Source organism: Methanocaldococcus sp., assembly GCF_024490875.1.
In the GTDB taxonomy this organism is placed as follows: Archaea; AGJL01; Methanococci; order Methanococcales; family Methanocaldococcaceae; genus Methanocaldococcus.
Window position 1 is genome coordinate 38,981 of record NZ_JACCLX010000006.1, and the last position, 19,717, is coordinate 58,697.

At 27.2% G+C, this 19,717-nt stretch carries 21 protein-coding genes; 12 read left to right on the forward strand and 9 right to left on the reverse strand.

Translation table 11 applies throughout. From position 1 onward, the window contains the following. Nucleotides 1-92: 92 nt before the first annotated feature. The gene (gene prf1, locus HZY31_RS00805; protein WP_297317583.1) at nt 93-1,364 is read left to right on the forward strand and encodes a peptide chain release factor aRF-1; all 1,272 of its coding nucleotides are present in this window, start codon (nt 93-95) and stop codon (nt 1,362-1,364) included. Here prf1 and larE read toward each other — a convergent pair. After that, nucleotides 1,358-2,107: an ATP-dependent sacrificial sulfur transferase LarE gene (larE, locus tag HZY31_RS00810; RefSeq protein WP_297317584.1), complete on the reverse strand. Its 750-nt coding sequence runs from the start codon at nt 2,105-2,107 to the stop codon at nt 1,358-1,360. The genes prf1 and larE overlap by 7 nt on opposite strands. A 132-nt stretch (nt 2,108-2,239) precedes the next feature. Between larE and HZY31_RS00815 the strand changes: the two genes are divergently transcribed. Continuing rightward, complete coding sequence (locus HZY31_RS00815; protein WP_297317585.1) at nt 2,240-3,538, forward strand: DHH family phosphoesterase; 1,299 nt, start codon at nt 2,240-2,242, stop codon at nt 3,536-3,538. A 229-nt stretch (nt 3,539-3,767) separates the two neighbouring features. Next, nucleotides 3,768-7,391: an anaerobic ribonucleoside-triphosphate reductase gene (gene nrdD / locus HZY31_RS00820; protein WP_297317586.1), complete on the forward strand. Its 3,624-nt coding sequence runs from the start codon at nt 3,768-3,770 to the stop codon at nt 7,389-7,391. An 11-nt stretch (nt 7,392-7,402) separates the two neighbouring features. On the opposite strand, the gene HZY31_RS00825 is transcribed toward nrdD, so the two are convergent. Genes HZY31_RS00825 through HZY31_RS00850 form a run of 6 tightly spaced genes read right to left on the reverse strand, consistent with a single transcriptional unit; the run spans nt 7,403 to nt 11,754 of the window. Next, nucleotides 7,403-7,816: a class III signal peptide-containing protein gene (locus tag HZY31_RS00825; protein WP_297317587.1), complete on the reverse strand. Its 414-nt coding sequence runs from the start codon at nt 7,814-7,816 to the stop codon at nt 7,403-7,405. A 43-nt stretch (nt 7,817-7,859) separates the two neighbouring features. Beyond that, nucleotides 7,860-8,789, reverse strand: coding sequence for a hypothetical protein (locus tag HZY31_RS00830; protein WP_297317588.1), 930 nt, complete (start codon nt 8,787-8,789; stop codon nt 7,860-7,862). Between the two features lie 12 nt (nt 8,790-8,801). Beyond that, entirely contained in the window at nt 8,802-9,959 is a 1,158-nt protein-coding gene (locus HZY31_RS00835) for a DUF515 domain-containing protein (RefSeq protein ID WP_297317589.1), read from the reverse strand. Between the two features lie 19 nt (nt 9,960-9,978). Then, nucleotides 9,979-10,344: a class III signal peptide-containing protein gene (locus tag HZY31_RS00840; protein ID WP_366863773.1), complete on the reverse strand. Its 366-nt coding sequence runs from the start codon at nt 10,342-10,344 to the stop codon at nt 9,979-9,981. Between the two features lie 29 nt (nt 10,345-10,373). Then, nucleotides 10,374-11,387, reverse strand: a complete 1,014-nt coding sequence (locus HZY31_RS00845) for an A24 family peptidase C-terminal domain-containing protein (protein ID WP_297317591.1) — start codon at nt 11,385-11,387, stop codon at nt 10,374-10,376. 4 nt (nt 11,388-11,391) lie between these two features. Next, nucleotides 11,392-11,754, reverse strand: a complete 363-nt coding sequence (locus tag HZY31_RS00850) for a cysteine-rich small domain-containing protein (protein WP_297317592.1) — start codon at nt 11,752-11,754, stop codon at nt 11,392-11,394. A 134-nt stretch (nt 11,755-11,888) separates the two neighbouring features. Between HZY31_RS00850 and HZY31_RS00855 the strand changes: the two genes are divergently transcribed. From HZY31_RS00855 to HZY31_RS00885, 7 genes are all read left to right on the forward strand, one after another. Continuing rightward, on the forward strand, nt 11,889-12,626 hold the full coding sequence (locus HZY31_RS00855; RefSeq protein WP_297317593.1) for an HDIG domain-containing metalloprotein: 738 nt from the start codon (nt 11,889-11,891) through the stop codon (nt 12,624-12,626). A 57-nt stretch (nt 12,627-12,683) separates the two neighbouring features. Next, a complete protein-coding gene (gene fni, locus HZY31_RS00860) occupies nt 12,684-13,760 on the forward strand; it encodes a type 2 isopentenyl-diphosphate Delta-isomerase (protein ID WP_297317594.1) in 1,077 nt (358 codons plus the stop codon). A gap of 165 nt (nt 13,761-13,925) precedes the next feature. Beyond that, nucleotides 13,926-15,272, forward strand: a complete 1,347-nt coding sequence (locus HZY31_RS00865) for an RNase J family beta-CASP ribonuclease (RefSeq protein WP_297317595.1) — start codon at nt 13,926-13,928, stop codon at nt 15,270-15,272. Nucleotides 15,273-15,289: 17 nt separating this feature from the next. Further along, nucleotides 15,290-16,243: a polyprenyl synthetase family protein gene (locus tag HZY31_RS00870; protein ID WP_297317596.1), complete on the forward strand. Its 954-nt coding sequence runs from the start codon at nt 15,290-15,292 to the stop codon at nt 16,241-16,243. Between the two features lie 24 nt (nt 16,244-16,267). Continuing rightward, on the forward strand, nt 16,268-16,756 hold the full coding sequence (locus tag HZY31_RS00875; RefSeq protein ID WP_297317597.1) for a DUF2118 domain-containing protein: 489 nt from the start codon (nt 16,268-16,270) through the stop codon (nt 16,754-16,756). A gap of 35 nt (nt 16,757-16,791) precedes the next feature. Next, complete coding sequence (locus tag HZY31_RS00880) at nt 16,792-17,094, forward strand: DUF749 domain-containing protein (RefSeq protein ID WP_297317598.1); 303 nt, start codon at nt 16,792-16,794, stop codon at nt 17,092-17,094. Then, the gene (locus HZY31_RS00885; RefSeq protein ID WP_297317599.1) at nt 17,091-17,621 is read left to right on the forward strand and encodes a DUF2096 domain-containing protein; all 531 of its coding nucleotides are present in this window, start codon (nt 17,091-17,093) and stop codon (nt 17,619-17,621) included. Before HZY31_RS00880 ends, HZY31_RS00885 begins: the two co-directional genes overlap by 4 nt. Before the next feature lies 1 nt (nt 17,622). Here HZY31_RS00885 and HZY31_RS00890 read toward each other — a convergent pair whose 3' ends face one another. Then, complete coding sequence (locus tag HZY31_RS00890; RefSeq protein ID WP_297317600.1) at nt 17,623-18,300, reverse strand: V4R domain-containing protein; 678 nt, start codon at nt 18,298-18,300, stop codon at nt 17,623-17,625. Nucleotides 18,301-18,415: 115 nt separating this feature from the next. Then, nucleotides 18,416-18,712, reverse strand: coding sequence for a DUF357 domain-containing protein (locus tag HZY31_RS00895; protein ID WP_297317601.1), 297 nt, complete (start codon nt 18,710-18,712; stop codon nt 18,416-18,418). A 172-nt stretch (nt 18,713-18,884) separates the two neighbouring features. Here HZY31_RS00895 and HZY31_RS00900 point away from each other — a divergent pair, with 172 nt between their 5' ends. Continuing rightward, nucleotides 18,885-19,421, forward strand: a complete 537-nt coding sequence (locus HZY31_RS00900) for a pyruvate ferredoxin oxidoreductase subunit gamma (protein ID WP_297317602.1) — start codon at nt 18,885-18,887, stop codon at nt 19,419-19,421. 20 nt (nt 19,422-19,441) lie between these two features. Then, nucleotides 19,442-19,702 (forward strand): pyruvate synthase subunit PorD, encoded by a 261-nt coding sequence (porD, locus tag HZY31_RS00905; protein ID WP_297317603.1) that lies wholly within the window; start codon nt 19,442-19,444, stop codon nt 19,700-19,702. The last annotated feature ends 15 nt before the right edge of the window (nt 19,703-19,717 follow it).

Sequence of the window (19,717 nt, forward strand, 5' to 3'; positions counted from 1 at the left end):
TCTTTTTTTGCTATTCTAATTACTAAATACTTTAAATTTCAATAGATATCTTTATACAACTTTTGAATTAAATTTAAACAAGGGTGATATTTATGTCTTCAAAAGAGTCTAAACAAAAACAACTATATATGTTTAAAAAAATGTTAAAGGAATTAAAATCTAAGAAAGGTAAAGGTACAGAATTAATCAGTTTATATATCCCAGCAGGTAGAAGAATATCTGATGTTGCTCAACATCTGAGAGAAGAAATGTCTCAAGCATCAAACATTAAAAGTAAAAGTACAAGAAAAAATGTTCAAGCGGCAATAGAGGCCATTTTACAGAGATTAAAATTATTAAAGGAGCCTCTTGAAAAAGGGGTTGTTATATTTGCAGGAATGGTTCCAAGAAGTGGGCCAGGAACTGAAAAAATGGAAACTTATGTTATAGAGCCACCAGAGCCAATAAAAACATACATATATAGATGTGATTCAGAATTTTATTTAGAGCCATTAGAGGAATTTTTAGAAGATAAAGATGTTTATGGAATTATATTAGTAGATAGAAACGAGGCTACAATTGCAACAGTTAAAGGAAGAAACATAAACATTTTAAAAAAATTAACAAGTGGAGTTCCTGGAAAGTTTAAGGCAGGAGGGCAGTCTGCAAGAAGATTAGAGAGGCTTATCGATTTAGCGGCTCACGAATTTTTACAGAGAGTTGGGCAAAAGGCTAATGAGCAATTTCTACCACTATTACAGGAGAAAAAACTTAGAGGAATATTGGTTGGAGGACCAGGACATACTAAAAATGAGTTCGTTGAAGGAGATTATTTACATCACGAACTTAAAAAGATTGTTTTAGACACTTTTGATTTATGTTATACTGAAGAATTTGGAATAAGGGAACTCTTAGAGAAAGCAGCCCCGTTACTTAAAGATGTTGAATTAATGAAAGAGAGAGAGGCTGTTCAAAGATTTTTAAAAGAACTAATTAAAGAAGATGGAGGACTTGCCTGTTATGGAGAGAAAGAGGTTTTAGAGGCTTTGATGATGGGTGCAGTTGATACTCTAATAGTTTCAGAAGACTTAGAAAAATATAAAGTAAAAATTGCTTGTAATAACTGTGACTATATGGAAGAAAAGACAGTCACAAATCTCGAACTTATTAAATTAGAAGAAGAGATTAAAAATGCTCAATGTCCTAAGTGTGGAGGAGCGTTAAGTATAGTTGAGAAAAAAGACTATATTGAATATCTTTCAGAACTATGTGAGCAAAGTGGTGCTAAACTTATAACTGTATCATCAGAAACAGAAGAAGGGGCAATGATATTAAATGCATTTAAAGGAATAGCGGCAATATTGAGATTTAAGATTAATCAATAACTCTTATATTCCTCTAAATTTATACACACTTTTTTATATCCAAATTCTTTAAATTTTTTAACTATATTATTTTTATTTTCAATAAATTTATCAAAATCTTTTTCTACTTCAATTATTGCTAAATCTCCAAAATCTCTAACTCTAATTGCTCCATGAGTATAATTTCTTAAAAAATCTTCTAATTTTTCAATTATTCTTAAATCTTTAATTGATATTTTTCTATTAAATTTAAATCTCGTTAATAAACAAGTTTCTTTTGGTGGATAACTAATATTTAAATACTTGGCCATTTCAATTATATCTTTTTTACGAATTTTTAAATCAGATAATGGTGAAATTATATTAAATTCTTTTTTAGCTTTTAATCCTGGTCTATCATCAAAAAGATCATCGTAGTTCGTTCCATCAACTATAATATCATAACTATAATATTCTTTCTCCTTATTTAAAATTTCAAAAAACATTTTTTTGCATAAATAACATCTTTCTGGAACATTTTCTATAATTTTATCAACTTTAACAATTTTTAGATTTAAGTTATACTTTTTTGCATTAATAATGGCATTATTTAAAGCCCACTTTGAAATATATGGAGTTTTTATAAAAATACACAATATTTCTGTAATGTTATTTAATAAAATTGATAAAAGTAAGCTATCAATTCCTCCAGAATATGCAACGATAACTTTTTTGTTTTTAAATAATTCTTTTAACTTATTTTTTAATAAATTTAATTTTTCCAAAAAATCACCTATTTCATATTCATATAGTATAGTAATGTTTATATGGTAATTACTTTTATATATTACTATAGAAATGTTTAAATATACATGTAACTTAATTTTAAAATCATAAAAACTTGTGGGGAGAGTACGATGATAGAAAAAATTAAAGAAATAGAAAATGTTATTAAGGCAATTAAAGAAAAAATTCTTAATCATAATGGATATATTAGAGTTATAACCCATCATGATCCAGATGGTTTAAGTAGTGGAGGAATTTTAACTAAGATGTTGATGAGATCTAATAAATTATTTCATTTAACTGTTGTAGAACATTTGTCAGATAATGTTATTCAAAAATTAGCAAAAGAAAATGAAGTAAATCAACCGCTATTTATATTTGCAGATATGGGTAGTGGGCAGATAGATAATATTATAGAGAATAACTTTAATGCAATAATATTAGATCATCACCCTCCAATAATTAAAGAAAGTTTTGTAAATGAAAATATCATTCAACTAAATCCACATATTTTTGGAGTTGATGGCTCTAAGGAATTAACTGCAAGTGGAGTATGCTATTTAGTAGCAAGAGAATTTGGATATTATGATTTGAGTAGTTTGGCAATAGTAGGAATTATTGGGGATATGCAGTATCGTCCATTATTAGGATTAAACAAGTTTATAGTAAATGAGGCAAGAGAGCATAGATATGTTAAAATTGTAAGGGACTTAATTTATAACATATATAATGTTGAAATATACAAATCTATAGCATATTGCACTAAACCTTATATTCCAGAGTTAGCCTCTGAAGTAAAAGCATTTAAATTCTTAAAAGATATAGGTATAGATCCAAATAAAAAAAGATTTGACGATTCTGATAGAAAAAAGTTTCTATCTGCAATAATATTTAAGTATCCAAAAATTGAAAATTTAATAATTGACAGATATTTAATAAACCATAAAGTTAATGACGCTATGCTATTGTCTGAAATGTTAAATGCCGTAGGTAGAAGTGGTTTATTTGCTATAGGTATAGGAATTTGCTTAGAAGATGATGAATGTATAAAAAAAGGATATGAAATTCTTTGGGAATATAAAAAGAACTTAGTTAACGAGTTAAAAAATGTTAAATTAAAGAAATTAAATAATATTTATTATTTTGAAGGTAAAAAAGGGATGATTGGAATTATTGCATCAATATTAGTTGAAGATAAACCAGTTATAGGTTATCATATTGAAGGAGATTTAGGTAAATTTTCTGCAAGAGGGAATAAGGAATTAGTTGAAAGGGGTTTAGATTTAAGTATTGCCATGGCTACTGCCAAAGAGTTTGGAGGCACTGGTGGAGGACATAATGTTGCCTCTGGGGCCGTTGTTCCCAAAGATAAAGTTAAAGATTTCTTAAATAGAGTTGATGAGATTATAGGAAAGCAATTGAAAAAATAAATCATTAAATTTTGGAATTATATAATTATCGTTAATCTAATAAATTGATATAAATTGTTCTTTAATTTAATAAAGGATTTTTATACCTTTATATACTCTTTTAAGAAATCGTTATACCCTATTTAAATAAATCTCTGAAATAATTCCGTTATCTTTATTAATGATGATAGTGAAATACTACATACTGTTCTTGATTATCATTAATAGATATATTTTTTTAGGTGATTATATGATAAGTATTAAAGACATTAATGAAAAAGTTACAAACATGACAATAATAAAAAGAAACAAAAAAAAGGAAAATTTTAACATAAATAAATTGGCTAAATCATTAATAAACAGTGGGGTAAATTATGGTGATTTAGATAGAGTTTTAGCTGAGGTTTGCTCTAAAATTTACAATGGAATCACTACTGATGAAATAAAAGATATTGTTTATAATGTTTTAAAAAAGATTGATAAAAATGTAGCTGATAACTATAAAAAAGGAATTATTTTAAAAGTTAGAACATCAGATAAAGAATTTGAGCCATTCAATAAAGAGAAGATAGTTAAGGCATTAATTAGAGAAGCAGGAGCAGATAAAGAAACTGCAGAAAAAATGGCCGATGAAGTTGAAAGAGAATTAAAAAAGTTAAATGTTAAATACTTAACTGCTCCAATGATTAGAGAAATTGTTAATTACAAATTAATAGAGTATGGATATGAAGATTTAAGACATAAACATACAAGATTAGGACTACCTGTATATGATATCACTAAACTAATTAAGCAGGGTAGTAGAGAAAACGCTAACTTAATGTATAACCCAGAATCTATTCACAAGTGGGTTGCTGACGAAACTATGAAACAGTATGCACTGTTGGCAATATTTCCAAAGCATATTGCCGATGCCCATATAAAGGGGGATATTCATTTACACGATTTAGAATATGCCGCTACAAGACCTGTTTGTTTACAACACGATTTAAGACCATTTTTTATGTATGGATTAAAAGTAGATGGAACAGGATTACATACAAGTGTTTCAAGGCCTGCAAAGCATCCAGAAGTTGCTATACAGCATGCAGCAAAGGTAATGATGGCAGCACAAACTAATATGAGTGGTGGTCAAAGTATAGATGAATTTAATGTATGGTTAGCCCCCTATGTTAGAGGATTAAGTTATGAAAAGATAAAACAATTAATGCAGATGTTTATCTATGAATTAAACCAAATGTATGTCGCCAGGGGAGGACAATCTCTTGCAGAAGATGAATTAATTTTCATAAAAGAAAGAGATAAATTAAAGGTTTGTAAAATAGGAGAAATAATTGATGAATTTATGGAGAAATATAAAGATAAAGTAATAATAAGTGGAGATACAGAAATCCTCTATTTGGATGGAATTGCTGACATTTATACAATATCTGTGAATATAAAAACTGGAAAGGCAGAATTTAAAAAAGTTTATGCTTTATCAAGACACAAGCCAAGAGGGAAACTATATAAAGTTATTGGTAAAGATGGAACATCAATAACTGTGACTGAAGACCATTCATTGTTTAACTATGATGAAAATGGAAACTTAATCTGTGTTAAACCAATAAATATGAGACATATTATTAGAAACTTTGATATTCCATATAATACAGAATATAAAATTGGAGATTATATTGAAACCAATTATGATAAGCAAATTGATATTCCAGAGAAATTAAAAATAACAAAAGAACTTTGCCAATTTTTAGGTTTATTTGTTGCAGAGGGTAGGTATATAACAAATGGAATTTCAATAGATACAAAAGATGATGAAATAACCAAATTTGTTGAAAAATTTGTAAAAGAAAATATAAATGAAAACATTACAGTTAAAAGATATGCTGAATCAATAAGGTTTGCAAATAAAGGATTTTGTGAGTTTTTAAAGAAACATATAAATGGGGGGGTAATAAACAAAAACATTCCAGAGTTTATATTAAAAGGAGATAAAGAGATGAAATTGGCATTCTTAGGGGGATTGATAAGTGGAGATGGATATGTTAGCAAAGATGGAAGAATAAAGATATATACAACCTCTGAACAATTATTGGGAAAGTTGCATTTATTGTTATCTGACTTGGGAATGTTATATACAATAAGTAAAATAAAGAAGGAAGGAAAAATAATTGAGATCAAAGGAAACAAAATACAAAGAAATCACAAACTATATGTAATTGAAATATCTAAAAATTGCACAGAAATTTTAAAACCATATATAATTCCAAAATATAAGAAGGATAGAATAAAATCATCTAACTACGACCAATTACCTTATGATTATAGTGTAATAAAAGAATATCTAAGAAAAATAACAGGCAAAAAGCCATATAACAATAGAAGATTAAAATTAAATACATTAGAAAAAATTGAAGAATTAAATCCTCATTTAAAAGATGAAATAAATAAATTTAAGTTGAATGTTCCATTTGAAATAAAAGAAATTAAAGAGATTGACTATAATGGCTATGTATATGATTTAAGTGTTGAAGATAATGAGAACTTTATAACTGCTACGGGAATCTTATGTCATAATACAATATTTAGCTCTATTAACTTAGAATTAGAAATTCCTGACTTCTTAAAAGATAAACCCGCTGTAATTGCAGGAACTACAAGAGGAACTTATGGAGATTATGAAGATGAGGCAAAGTTAATTTTAGAGGCGTTAGTCGATGTAATGATGGAAGGAGATGCTATGGGAAAACCTTTCTTATTCCCAAACTTTATAATTAAATTAAGAGAAAATGCCTTTAAAGATGAGAATAAAGAACTTATGTATAAAATTCATCAATTATCTGCTAAATTTGGAATACCTTACTTCATAAATATGCTTCCAGATTGGCAGAAAATTAATACTAATGCTATGGGTTGTAGAACAAGATTATCGGCAAATTGGACAGGCGATGCTGAAATTGACACATTGAGAACTGGAAATATGCAATGGTATTCTTTAAATTTACCAAGAATTGCTTATGAGGCAAAAAGTGAAGACGATAAATTGTTTGAAATCCTGTATGAAAGATTGGAAATATTGAAAGAGGCTTTATTGATAAAGCATGAGATTACTAAGGAAAGGTTATATACTGATAAACTAATGCCATTCTTGACTCAAGAGTTTGATGGAGAACCATACTATAGATATGAAAATACGACAAAAACCTTTGGATTCGTAGGCTTAAATGAGATGCTTAAATATCATATTGGGGAAGAATTACATGAATCTAAGGACGCTGTTAAGTTTGGAGAAAAAGTTATTAGTTACATTAGGGAATATGCAGATAAATTGAAAAAAGAAACTGGATTAAGATGGACAGTTACTCAAACACCTGCTGAATCTACCGCTGGAAGGTTTGCAAGATTAGATTATAAATATTACAAAGAAGAAACCATAAGTGTAGTTAGGGGAGATTTAAAAGATCCAGAAACTTTATATTATACAAACTCCTCACATGTTAGAGTTGATGCACCAATAACATTAGGAGAAAAGGTAAGAATTGAGGAAAGATTCCATCCATTGTGTAATGGAGGACATATTATGCATATATGGAATATAGAAAGAGCCGCAGATCCTGATGTATTAATGAGTATATCAAAAAAGATAACTAAAACAGATATTGGTTTTTGGACATATACTAAGAATTTAAGTGTTTGTAATAGATGTGGAGTTTCTATGGGTGGCTTAATAGATAAATGTATGAACTGTGGTTCTGAAAATATAGCCAAGTTTAGTAGGATAACAGGATATTTACAAAATATTTCAAACTGGAATAGGGCAAAACAGAAAGAATTAGAAGATAGAAGGATGGTAAAGATATTTGAAGATACAAAATAAATTTTACAATTTTATGTAGATATTGTAACATTTACCGTATTTTGACTTACTTTTACAATTGTTGCTCTAATAATTTCTAAATTTTTAATAGTTGTATTTCCATTTAAGTTTATATGAATACCACAATTTGCAGTAATATTATAGTTAATGTCTCCACTACGATTGAAATATAAAATGTTATTATTTACACTCCAAGTCCCTGGAGGGCATTTTATATAAACAATTCTTGTAGTTCCTACATCTCCAGAAGCTACCAACTCAATATTTTGCTTCATTTTAGATACTGCTGCATAAGCTAAACTCATTGACGAAATTTCAACAGTTTTTTTTAATCCAAAAATTCCTGGATATACTGTTGCTATTAAAATAACGATTATCATTCCTAAAAATAATAATAAAAATTCTAAGGATATTTGCCCTCTCATTATAAACACCCAAAATTTTAAAAACAGAATAAATAGTAATGATTTAAATAAAATCTGGAAGTTTTATACCATTATTTTCTTTCCAGTCCACTGTATAATAAAATTTAATTTTTCCAGAACTATCACTTACAGTAAAAGCCATTGCCGGGAAATATCTATTTATATTTAGATTACCCAATAAGACATCATTAGTTAAAGTAGGATCAAAGTCACTATCATAATTTTTAATTTCATTATTATTTATAGTTATATTTATAAAGTTATTATACCAATCATAATAATTAATCCATATACCATTATCATTTACTATCTGAATATCTTTATAATTTTTAAATGCTAAAGGTAACGGTAATATAAGAGATGATCCAGAACTCATTATGCTTTCATTTTCATTCAGTATAGGCTCATTGTATATTTCTAAATAACCATAGACATAAAGTTTAAAATTATTTAATCTAATATGTTCTTCTAAAGCTTTTGGAAACATATCTTTAATACTTATAACTTTATAAGTATTAACCACTGCGGGACCTATTACTCTAAAATTATATTCCTTAGGGGCATTTATGTTTATTGTCATATTATAATCATAAACTGCAAGTTTTATTTTTGTTGTAGTATATGGAGGTAGCCAAAATCCTAATTTTTTATTAAACTCTGTTAGAGAAGAAGGTTTTAGTAAATAATATGTAATATTATTGGATGTATTAATAGTTGCTTGAATAACGCCACTCGAAGGAATAGGTAATGTATTAGAAGTTTCTATATTTATATTACCATCAGGTATAGCAATAAACACACTATAAGGATTTAAATTGGTAATCTCTCCAACAATATAATAAGATAAATGTATTTCTCCAAATTTCTCAGTAGGAATTGTAGTTGTTATATTAGTAGTCTCATTTTGGGCATATATTAATTGAATAACAAAAAAAAATGAAAAAAATAATAAAATTAATTTCCTAATTTTCATAAATATTCACCATTATTTATTTATTTTAACAATTGCTGTATTTTGATATTTTAATCCAATAATTTCTGAAGCTTTATCAGAAGGAACCTTGATAATAAATAAATATATTATATTAGGATCAAATATTTGAGTATCCTCTTCTAATTTGTTTAATTTATACCCATATTCGCTTAATTTATATTTTAAAGTATTATAATCTATTTTACCCATTACAGCAGCATGTAATACATCTGTTATTCCATTTAATTTATAATTGATATTTATATCTTTTGACGCTGATGTTGTATCTTTATCTTCTGTTAAACTAATTTTTGAAGATTTAGATTCAGAATATTGTATAGAATTTTTGGGGAATATGATATAAACATCCTTTATTATGGCTTCAGTTATAGGAGTTGATTTATTAGTCCCTAATTTGTAAATCATTATTTTATCTCCTGGTTTAGGAATATTACCACAATATTCTGCCAAAACTGGAAGAGTAGCTTCACACATATTTACTTTATAAACTTTTAGTTTTTTTAATGTTTCTAAATCGTATGAATTTAATTCTTTTAAAAAATCTGCAGTTGAATATAAATATTCTTTACCATCTATTATAACTCTTACATAGTTTGAATTTGCTACTTCGTTTTTATATTTTGATATGTAATAGTGTCTTGCATCCTCTTTTAGTTTTTCCAAATTAGATAGGTAAATATTTTCAGCTTCATCTACACTTTTTGCTTCATCTATTTCCAACATGACTTTTTGAGCTAAAGGACTCTCTGAGAGATAATTTCCATAAATATTTTTTATTTGGTTTTTTAAGTTTTCTTTAAACTCTTTAAGCTTTATATACTGTTGAGCTTCTTCAAGAATTTTATTAATTTCTTCTTGAGATTTTGCAGCATTTATTTTACCAATAAAATACGATTTCATAGGATCTGATGGATACTTAGAGAAAAGTGAATTTATAGAAGCGATTGCTGTTTTTTTTGCATTTTCCAAACTTTGTAGTGTTAAAATTTTTTCTTCTTGCATGGATTTAATAATTGGTGGTAAGGTTATTGCTAAAAGCGCTACAATTGAAATAATTACAATAATTACAATAACTATCATAAAATTAGGTCTAGGTTTTCGTCCTTTACTTTTTTCTTTTAATTTTTTTATTTTTATGACATCTACCATAAAATCACCAACAACATTTTTAAGGATCTACTGTGATGTTGTATTCACTACTGTTTATTTTTGTAGTAGTATTATATATATAAGAAATAATAAAGTTTTTTATTTGAACCGTAACATATGAACGAGGAGAAATATATATAGTAATGTTTTTTTTGTTTCCTGACCAAGATAATCCTCCATAAACTAATGTTACATTAGAATGGATCCCATTATAATTAGAATTTACTAATATAACAGCAGATTTCGCTGCTATATCGATTTTATCAAGATTAATATCTTCTTTAGTTAAATTGTTTGATAGGAAATTATATATGTATATAATTGAAACTACTAAAATTACTAAAAACAAAATAGCAAATTCTAATGATATTTGAGCTCTTTTCAAAGATATTTTTATCATAATATCATTCCAATTTATATTTTCAGATATATCATAACTAAAACTATAGTGTAACCAATAACAACAAATGGAACGAAAGGATATGTTTTTATAATATTTAACTCTTTAGGTAGTTTCCCTTCATTGTAGAGTTTTTTTATAAGTTTTATATCTTCTTCTGATAATCCTTCTCCATCTGTTGCTATTATTTTTTTATTACTCTTTTTAATTTCATTTTCTATTAAGAATTTTATTCTTTTTATGATATTTAAGTTTTTTACTTCAACATTATTTTTATCAATAATAATTATATCTTTTAAAATATCTCCTTCTTTTAACTCATCAATACTTTTTTTATCAGAAATCTCTACTCCTGTAAGAGCATATATAACTATTGAGATTAAAGAAATTTCTCCTATATATATTATGGATGATAGCAATAAATGTTTAATAAAATATATTGGATCTATAAAATAAATAATTAACATATATACTGGTAACAAAAACCCCAATTTTTTAGTATATTCTTTATATTTAGGAACTTTTCTTGAAATGTATATAGATATAATAATATAGGCCCATACTATAACAGAGACATATGGGATTTTATATAAATAAACAATATATTGAATAATTCCTAAAATCATTGCTAAATATAATGCTGATGGGATAATATCTTTCCAATACTTCATTAAAATTTTAAGTATTGGAAAAATTGCAGCAACAAACATACTAATTCCAATCATATAAAGAATATATTTAGGAATATAAAATACAAAAGAATCTGGATATGCAAAAATAGGGGCTAAGGCAGTAAATATTTTAACATCTCCTCCACCCATTCCTATACTTAATATTAAACATAATATAAATGTTGAAAATAGTGCTATTATAGCATCAAATCCAAAATAGTAATATCCAATAACTATATTAATTAAGAACATAGCAATCGTATATTTATGAGGAATTATTCTTTCTTTTATATCAGTAATAGATGCTAAAATGAGTAATAAAAAGTTTATAATATATGTAATGCTTAAAATGTCCACGCTTTCACCTATTTGCAGGATATTTTTCTTTAACTTTATCTTTTATCTTTAACATTAGTTTATGATCATTTAATAATTCTAAACCTTTATCTATCTCTTTATCTTTTGTTAGATTGAGGATTTCTTTTAATATTTCAACAGTTACATCTATTCTATGAATCCAAAAACATTTACTACAACTCCAAATTTTAGATCCATCTTTTCTTTCAATGTATTCTCCAAGTTCATAATCTTCACAAGGATAAAATGGACAGAAACACCATAAACAAACTTGCTCATCAAAATGGCATGGATAGTATTTACAATTTCTATTGGCTCCACAGGTTTCTAAAACCTTTCTTAAATGATTTTTAGCTAATTCTATCATTACTTACACCTCAATAGATAAAGATCTTATAATTTAAAGTTAAAAAATTTTTATATTTTTACTAAGATATGTGACTTTAATATTTATTTACCAGTTATTTAATTTTTATTATAAAAATTTAGGAGGAGATTATAATGGAAAGATTAATTAAACTTGCTGAACAGATAAAAGATGAAAATTTGAGAAAAAAAGTTATAGAGTTTTTAAAAAATCCTAAGGCAACGCATCCAGAGATTGTAGATACAGGAATTAGTGTTGAAGAATCACCAGCGAGTATAAATTGGCACCATAGATATGAAGGTGGATTAATTGAGCATACAGTTTCAGTAACAAAGATGGCTTTAAAAATAGCAGATGTTTTAGAGGAAGTTTATGGAGTTAATGTCAATAGAGATTATATAATCGCTGGGGCTTTATTACATGATATAATGAAGCCATACAACTATATTAAAAATGAAGATGGGACTTATGACCACTACGATATGTTTAATTTAGACCATTTAACATTAGCAGTTGCTGAACTTTATAAAAGAGATTTTCCATTGGAAGTTATAAAGATAGTTGCTTCACATCACGGAGAGCATTCTCCAACGAGACCAAGTTCCATAGAGGCATATATAGTCCATTATGCTGATGAAGTTGATTCAAAAATCAACGATGTTGCTGTAAGAGTATGCCAAGCAAGAAGTAGAGATTTAGGAATTTCTGAGAATGAAATATATAGAGCAATTAATCCATTGAAAGTTTATGAAGTTAGAAGTAAAGAAGGAAAATTAAAATGTATTGAATATTTAAAGAATATTCTAAAATCATTAGAAATTATTATTGAAAGTGAGAACGATAAGGAAGAAAATATAAAGAAAATAGATTAAGATTTTTAAATTTAATATTTTTAAAATTAAGCAAATATTTATATATTTGGTGAAAGTATGGGTTATAGTAAAAATGAAATAGAAGTTAGAAAATTGGAACATATACTGTTATGTAAATATTGTAATGTTGAATATGATAAAACAACTTTGTTAGAAGATGTTGAATTAATACATAAAGGGACTTGCGGAATTAATTTCAATGACATTGAAACAGAAATAAAATTATTTGGTAAAAAACTTTCAGCCCCTATTATTGTTTCTGGAATGACTGGGGGGCATACAATAGCAAAAGAAATAAATAAAAATATTGCCAAGGCTGTTGATGAGTTAGGTTTAGGAATGGGTGTTGGCTCTCAAAGGGCGGCTATTGTTAATGAAGATCTAATAGATACTTACAACATAGTTAGATGTTATACTGACAATTTAGTTATAGGTAACTTAGGATCTGTTAATTTTATAGTTGATAACTGGGATGAAGAAGTTATTTATAAAGCCGTAGAGATGATAGACGCTGATGCAATGGCTATACATTTTAATCCATTACAAGAAATTATACAACCAGAAGGTGATTTAAACTTTAAAAATATAGATAAACTTAAAGAGATTATTTCAAATTATAAAAATAAATATAAAAATATTCCATTCATTGCTAAACAAGTTGGAGAAGGTTTTTCAAAGGAAGATGCTATAATTTTAAAAAATATTGGTTTTGATGCTATTGACATCCAAGGGAGTGGAGGAACTTCGTGGGCAAAAGTTGAACTTTTAAGAATAAAAGATGATGAAACAAAAGATTTATTAAAAAAATTTGTAAATTGGGGAATTCCCACTGCTGCATCTATATTTGAAGTAAAAAGTGTTTATAATAATATAATTATAGGTTCTGGAGGTATAAGGAGTGGATTAGATATTGCCAAATGTATAGCGATTGGTTGTGATTGTTGTGGTGTAGCGTTACCTATATTAAAGGCATCATTAAAAGGTTGGGAAGAGGTTGTTAAGGTTTTAAAAAAATACATTAAAGAATTAAAAATTGCAATGTTTTTAGTAGGAGCAGAAAATATTGAAGAACTTAAAAAAACACCTTACATAGTTAAAGGTTATTTAAAAGAGTGGATTTCACAAAGATTGTAAATTTATATTGTTATTCATTATTCAATTTATTGGTTGTAATTGTTATTATCGTTTGTTATTTTTTATTTGAGTAAATTAAATTTTAAATTCAAATAATAACATATTTGCATAAAATAAACTTTAATTAAATCTAAAACAAAATAAAAACTTAAGGAGATGATAAATGTGAAATTAGAAATTATTGCGATAGGAGGATATGAAGAAGTAGGTAGAAATATGACAGCTGTTAATGTAGATGGAGAAATTATAATATTTGATATGGGAGTTAGGTTAGATAGAGTTTTAATTCACGAAGATACTGATATATCAAAACTACACAGTTTAGAATTAATAGAAAAAGGAATAATTCCTAATGATACAGTTATGAAAAATATAGAGGGCGAAGTTAAGGCAATTGTTGTATCTCATGGACACTTAGATCACATTGGGGCAGTTCCTAAGTTAGCTCACAGATACAATGCTCCAATAATTGGAACTCCATACACAATTGAATTAGTTAAAAGAGAAATTTTAAGTGAAAAAAAGTTTAATGTCAAAAATCCACTAATTGTTTTAAACGCTGGTGAATCTATTGACTTAACACCAAATTTAACCTTAGAATTTATTAGAATTACTCACAGTATTCCAGATTCTGTTTTGCCTGTCTTACATACTCCTTATGGATCTATAGTTTACGGTAACGATTTTAAATTTGACAACTTTCCAGTAGTTGGTGAAAGACCTGATTATAGGGCAATAAAAAGAGTGGGTAAGAATGGAGTTCTTTGTTTTATATCTGAAACTACAAGAATAAATCACGAAGGAAAAACTCCTCCAGAAATTATTGCATCTGGATTATTAAAGAATGATTTATTAGCGGCAGATAACGATAAAAATGGAGTAATTGTTACAACATTCTCTTCACATATTGCAAGAATTAAGTCCATTACTGACATAGCTGAAAAAATGGGTAGAACTCCTATTTTATTAGGTAGGAGTATGATGAGATACTGTGGGATAGCTCAAGATATTGGTTTAGTTCAATTTCCAGAAGATTTAAGAATTTATGGAGATCCAAGTTCTATAGAAATGGCTTTAAAAACAATAGCAAAAGAAGGAAAAGAGAAATATTTAATAATTGCAACTGGTCATCAAGGAGAGGAAGGGGCTGTATTGTCAAGAATGGCTACTAACAAAACACCTTACAAATTTGAAAAATACGATTGTGTTGTATTTTCAGCAGATCCTATACCAAATCCAATGAACGCAGCTCAGAGATACATGTTAGAGTCAAGGTTAAAATTATTGGGGGTTAGAATATTTAAAGGGGCTCATGTTTCAGGGCACGCTTCAAAGGAAGATCATAGAGATATGTTAAGATGGTTAAATCCTGAACATATTATTCCTTCTCATGGAGACTTTAATTTAACTGCTGAATATACAAAATTAGCAGAAGAGGAAGGATATAGATTAGGAGAAGATGTTCATTTATTAAGAAATGGACAGTGTTTAAGTTTTGAAAGGATAATTTAATAATTTGAGGTGAAATTATGCAATTTGATAAGTATATACTACAAAAAATAGATGAAGAACTAAAAAACTATGTAAATAAAGATGATAAATTATATAATGCGTCAAAGCATCTACTATTTGCTGGTGGTAAAAGAATTAGACCATATTTAACTGTTGTAACATACATGCTAAAAAAGGATGATATTGAAAAAGTTCTTCCAGCGGCTGTAGCCGTTGAATTGATTCACAATTACACTTTAATACACGATGATATAATGGATAACGATGATGAGAGAAGAGGAAAACCAACAGTTCATAAGGTTTATGGAGAACCTATAGCAATATTAGCTGGAGATTTATTATATGCTAAAGCCTTTGAGGCTGTTTCAAAGATAAACAATGAGAAAAAATCTTATGAAGTTTTAAAAATTCTATCAAAGGCATGTGTAGATGTTTGTGAAGGGCAGGCTATGGATATGGAATTTGAAAACTATTTCCCAAGTATGAAGGAATATTTAGAGATGATTAGAAAAAAAACAGGAGCATTGTTAGAGGCGGCAGTTGAAATTGGGGCAGTTATGGGAGATTGTAATGAGGAAGAAGGGAAGGCATTAAAGGAATATGCAAAAAGGATTGGATTAACTTTTCAAATACAGGATGATATATTAGATTTAATTGGAGATAAGAAGAAGATTGGTAAGCCAGTTGGGAGTGATATAAGAGAAGGAAAAAAAACAATTATTGTAATTCACGCTTTAAAAACATTGGATGAAGATAATAAGAAAAAACTATTAAATGTCTTAGGAAATAAAAATATTAGTGATGAAGAAATTATGGAAATTATTAGGATATTAAAACCTTCAATTGATTATGCTAAAAATCTTATGAAAGAAAAAACAGAGGAAGCTAAAAATTATTTAAAAATATTTGATAAAGATAGAAGAAAGGTTTTAGAAGATATTGCTGACTTTATAATTGAAAGGATATATTAAAATTTTATTTTATATGGTGATATAATGAGAATTCCTAAATTATACGTTGAAAATGCTGAAAAACATGAAGGAAGGAAAGTAGTTATAGAAAATAATGGAAAAGTTATTAGGTTTTTAGATAAAGATGAGGAATATAGAGGAGATGGGAAAGTATTGTATCAAGTTATATATGATGACTTTGATAAATATGTTCTTATGGGAGAAGTTAAAAAAGATATGCTTATTGAGTATGAAGTTGGAGGAGTTAAGCAATTAACTTATATAAAGAAAGGAACAAGGCTATTAGAAATTCCTGCTGAGGGTTATAAGGTTTATCCAATTGTAAATTTTGGATGTAGAATATTAGAAGGTCATAGATTAGCGGCTTTGCAGAGTAGAAAGGGTGATATAAGGTTTGTAAATACACCAGTTAATGGAATTGTAGTATTCTTAAAAGAAGTTCCTGCTAAGAGAGAAAATTATGTATTCTACATATTACCAGAAAAGGAGATCAAATTTGAAGAAGAACTTTAAAATAATTAATAATATAATAATTTTGAGGGAAATTTATGAATAATAGTAAAGTAGAATTTACTGCTACATTAATCTCTATATTAACTGTTAAAGAAGCGTTAAATAGCGAAATGGAAAATTTTGTTAGAGTTAGAGCGGCAATTGACAAAAGAATATTAAAAGAAGATGATGTAGTTGCAATTTTTAATATATCCTCTACTACAAGTTACCAAGCGTTCTTTATAGATAAAGATACAGACATTGAGAAATTAAAAGAAGAATTAAAAAAAATGAATGTGAGACTTAACTATGATAGTGAGAAAATTTTAAAAAGATACATTGAGAGGTTACAAAAATGAAGGATGTTAGAAACTTAGATAAACAGTGGGTAATATTATCTGAGCTATCAGCTGAATTAGTTAAAAGAGGGATTAAAGTTCCCGAAATTGTTTTTGAAAAGCTTAGATTAACCTATGCCCTTATATCCTATTACATATTAGACCCCCATGTATCTATAACTATGCTTCCAAATATTGAAAAAGAATTAAATTTTATCCAATCTAAACTATTTAGTTTATGTAATTCAGAATTATTAGAGGAATATTTAAATAAAATGACAAAAGTTATTAGAGGAGAATTAAATGTAAAATTCCCGTTAAATAGAAGTATATACACTAAAGAAGTTAGAAAAAAAGGAAAAGTAGAATCAATAAGAGTAAAATTACAGAGAGAAATTCAAATAGAAAGATTAAGCGACTTAGGAGAATGGTATGGTGTTATATTTGAATATAGTGATGAAGATAATAAAATAGTTATTGAGGGAAATATAGACAGAGTAAAAAGAGCTTTAAAAGACTTTGCAATTATTTGGAAAGAGGAATTTTAATTTATAATTTTATATATCTTTTTACAATAAATTGACAGTAGGGATCCCCCAATGCCATACATTTTTTTTCAATAACCTCAATTATATATTTTTTTTCAGTTATATTTTCTAAACATCCGGCTATAAAACCTGCTGTTAAATAGCAAACAGGTTCTAATGCTCTACAATTCATAGCCTCTTTACTATTTTTAACAATAAATGTTATAGGTTCGGATTTCTCAATATATGTTTCTCCAAATTCCTCTTTCATGATATTAATCATTTTATCATAATTATCAATACCCATTTTAATTGCATAATCTTTACCTATTTCATAAAAAATTTTTTTTACAGTAGATCCAAAATAGTATTTTTTCATGTATTCTCTTATATATGCAATAATAGAAATATGACCTTCAAAATGACAAAATTCCTCTGGTTTTTTCTCTTCAATATCTACTATTGGAATAATTTCCTCTTTTTTTAATTCTTCCTTTAATTTTTCTAAAGGAGGATAGGCTTCTAATATTAACTCATGAAGTCTTGTACCCTCTGTTAGTTTTAAAACTTCTTTTAATAATTCTTTATCGTCTTTATATTTTTCTAATAAATTTTTCATCATATTTAATTTTATTCCAATAAATTTTGCTCGATTGTCAATAACCTTTAACATTTCAATAATTTTTATGGCTGAAGTCATTCAAATCACTCTATTTTTATTTCAATTATTATTTAAAAGATAAAAATATTATTTTATTATTTTATATAATATTTTCTTTATAATTTAATTTATATCTTTATATATTTTTATTTTACTACTTGGCTAATGTAAATCTTATATCATCATCTCCAACGTCGAATAATCCCAACCTAACTCCTGCATCTATCCAACCATAGGCATAATTTATAGAAGCAAATGCAGTTACATAATCCCCCTTTTCTCTAAAAACCTTTGCATCTTCAAAATAACTTTCAATCATCAATAAAAAATCTTTGGCGATATCGTATAACAAACTTCTTTTTGGTGGAAGTCCTTTTTTAATAATTTTTATTGCCTCTTCTGTTCTTTTAAAATAATTTTCTAATTTTTCCTCAGTAATCTCTTTTATCATTGATTTTCACCTTTAATATTGGAAATATCAAAAATTTCATTTTACTAATTTTAGAACTAACAATATAATTATTTATGCCTAAACAATTTTCGATATTTGACGAAAACTCAAAAGATTTATATATGAGTTTAAAGATTGTTAATGATTGATAATGACAATTTAGGGTGAGTATATGATAGAAATTAGATTTCATGGAAGAGGAGGACAAGGAGCCGTTACTGCTGCTCAAATACTGGCTATTGCTGCTTTCTATGATGGTAAATATTCTCAGGCATTTCCGTTTTTTGGTGTAGAGAGAAGAGGAGCCCCTGTTATGGCATTTACAAGGATTGATAACAAAAAGATAAGGTTAAGATGCCAAATATACAATCCAGATTATGTTATTGTTCAGGATTCATCATTAATTGAAACTATTAATGTAGTTGAAGGTTTAAAGAAAAATGGGGCTGTTGTAGTTAATACTGTTAAAGATGATCTAAATTTAGGAGTTAAAACATACACAATTGATGCAACAGGAATTGCCTTAGAAATATTAGGGGTTCCTATTGTAAATACTGCAATGGTCGGAGCATTTGCTGGGGTTACAAAACTTGTTAGTATTGAATCTGTAAAGAAGGCAATAATGGAAAAATTTAAAGGAGAATTGGGAGAAAAAAATGCCAAAGTGGCTGAAATTGCATATAACGAAATGATAAAGAAATATGGATAAATAAATGGGGTGTTATAGTTATGGTAACAATTGCCGCTATTATATATGAGCCGGGAAACTCAATTAGAAATAAAACAGGTAGTTGGAGGATATTCAGACCTATTTTAGATAACAATAAATGTGTAAAGTGTGAAAATTGCTATATTTTCTGTCCAGAGGGGATTATTCAAGAAGATGAGAATGGTAATTTTAAAATAGATTACGATTACTGTAAAGGATGTTTAATCTGTATGAACGAATGCCCTGTAAATGCAATAACTAAGATTAGAGAAGAAAAATAAAGGTTCTATGGTGGG

Coding starts and splice junctions, on each gene's coding strand:
- prf1 (WP_297317583.1), top strand. CDS start 93: ATGTCTTCAAAAGAGTCTAAACAAAAACAACTATATATGTTTAAAAAA.
- HZY31_RS00815 (WP_297317585.1), top strand. CDS start 2,240: ATGATAGAAAAAATTAAAGAAATAGAAAATGTTATTAAGGCAATTAAA.
- nrdD (WP_297317586.1), top strand. CDS start 3,768: ATGATAAGTATTAAAGACATTAATGAAAAAGTTACAAACATGACAATA.
- HZY31_RS00825 (WP_297317587.1), bottom strand. CDS start 7,816: ATGAGAGGGCAAATATCCTTAGAATTTTTATTATTATTTTTAGGAATG.
- HZY31_RS00830 (WP_297317588.1), bottom strand. CDS start 8,789: ATGAAAATTAGGAAATTAATTTTATTATTTTTTTCATTTTTTTTTGTT.
- HZY31_RS00835 (WP_297317589.1), bottom strand. CDS start 9,959: ATGGTAGATGTCATAAAAATAAAAAAATTAAAAGAAAAAAGTAAAGGA.
- HZY31_RS00850 (WP_297317592.1), bottom strand. CDS start 11,754: ATGATAGAATTAGCTAAAAATCATTTAAGAAAGGTTTTAGAAACCTGT.
- HZY31_RS00855 (WP_297317593.1), top strand. CDS start 11,889: ATGGAAAGATTAATTAAACTTGCTGAACAGATAAAAGATGAAAATTTG.
- fni (WP_297317594.1), top strand. CDS start 12,684: ATGGGTTATAGTAAAAATGAAATAGAAGTTAGAAAATTGGAACATATA.
- HZY31_RS00870 (WP_297317596.1), top strand. CDS start 15,290: ATGCAATTTGATAAGTATATACTACAAAAAATAGATGAAGAACTAAAA.
- HZY31_RS00875 (WP_297317597.1), top strand. CDS start 16,268: ATGAGAATTCCTAAATTATACGTTGAAAATGCTGAAAAACATGAAGGA.
- HZY31_RS00880 (WP_297317598.1), top strand. CDS start 16,792: ATGAATAATAGTAAAGTAGAATTTACTGCTACATTAATCTCTATATTA.
- HZY31_RS00885 (WP_297317599.1), top strand. CDS start 17,091: ATGAAGGATGTTAGAAACTTAGATAAACAGTGGGTAATATTATCTGAG.
- HZY31_RS00890 (WP_297317600.1), bottom strand. CDS start 18,300: ATGACTTCAGCCATAAAAATTATTGAAATGTTAAAGGTTATTGACAAT.
- HZY31_RS00895 (WP_297317601.1), bottom strand. CDS start 18,712: ATGATAAAAGAGATTACTGAGGAAAAATTAGAAAATTATTTTAAAAGA.
- HZY31_RS00900 (WP_297317602.1), top strand. CDS start 18,885: ATGATAGAAATTAGATTTCATGGAAGAGGAGGACAAGGAGCCGTTACT.
- porD (WP_297317603.1), top strand. CDS start 19,442: ATGGTAACAATTGCCGCTATTATATATGAGCCGGGAAACTCAATTAGA.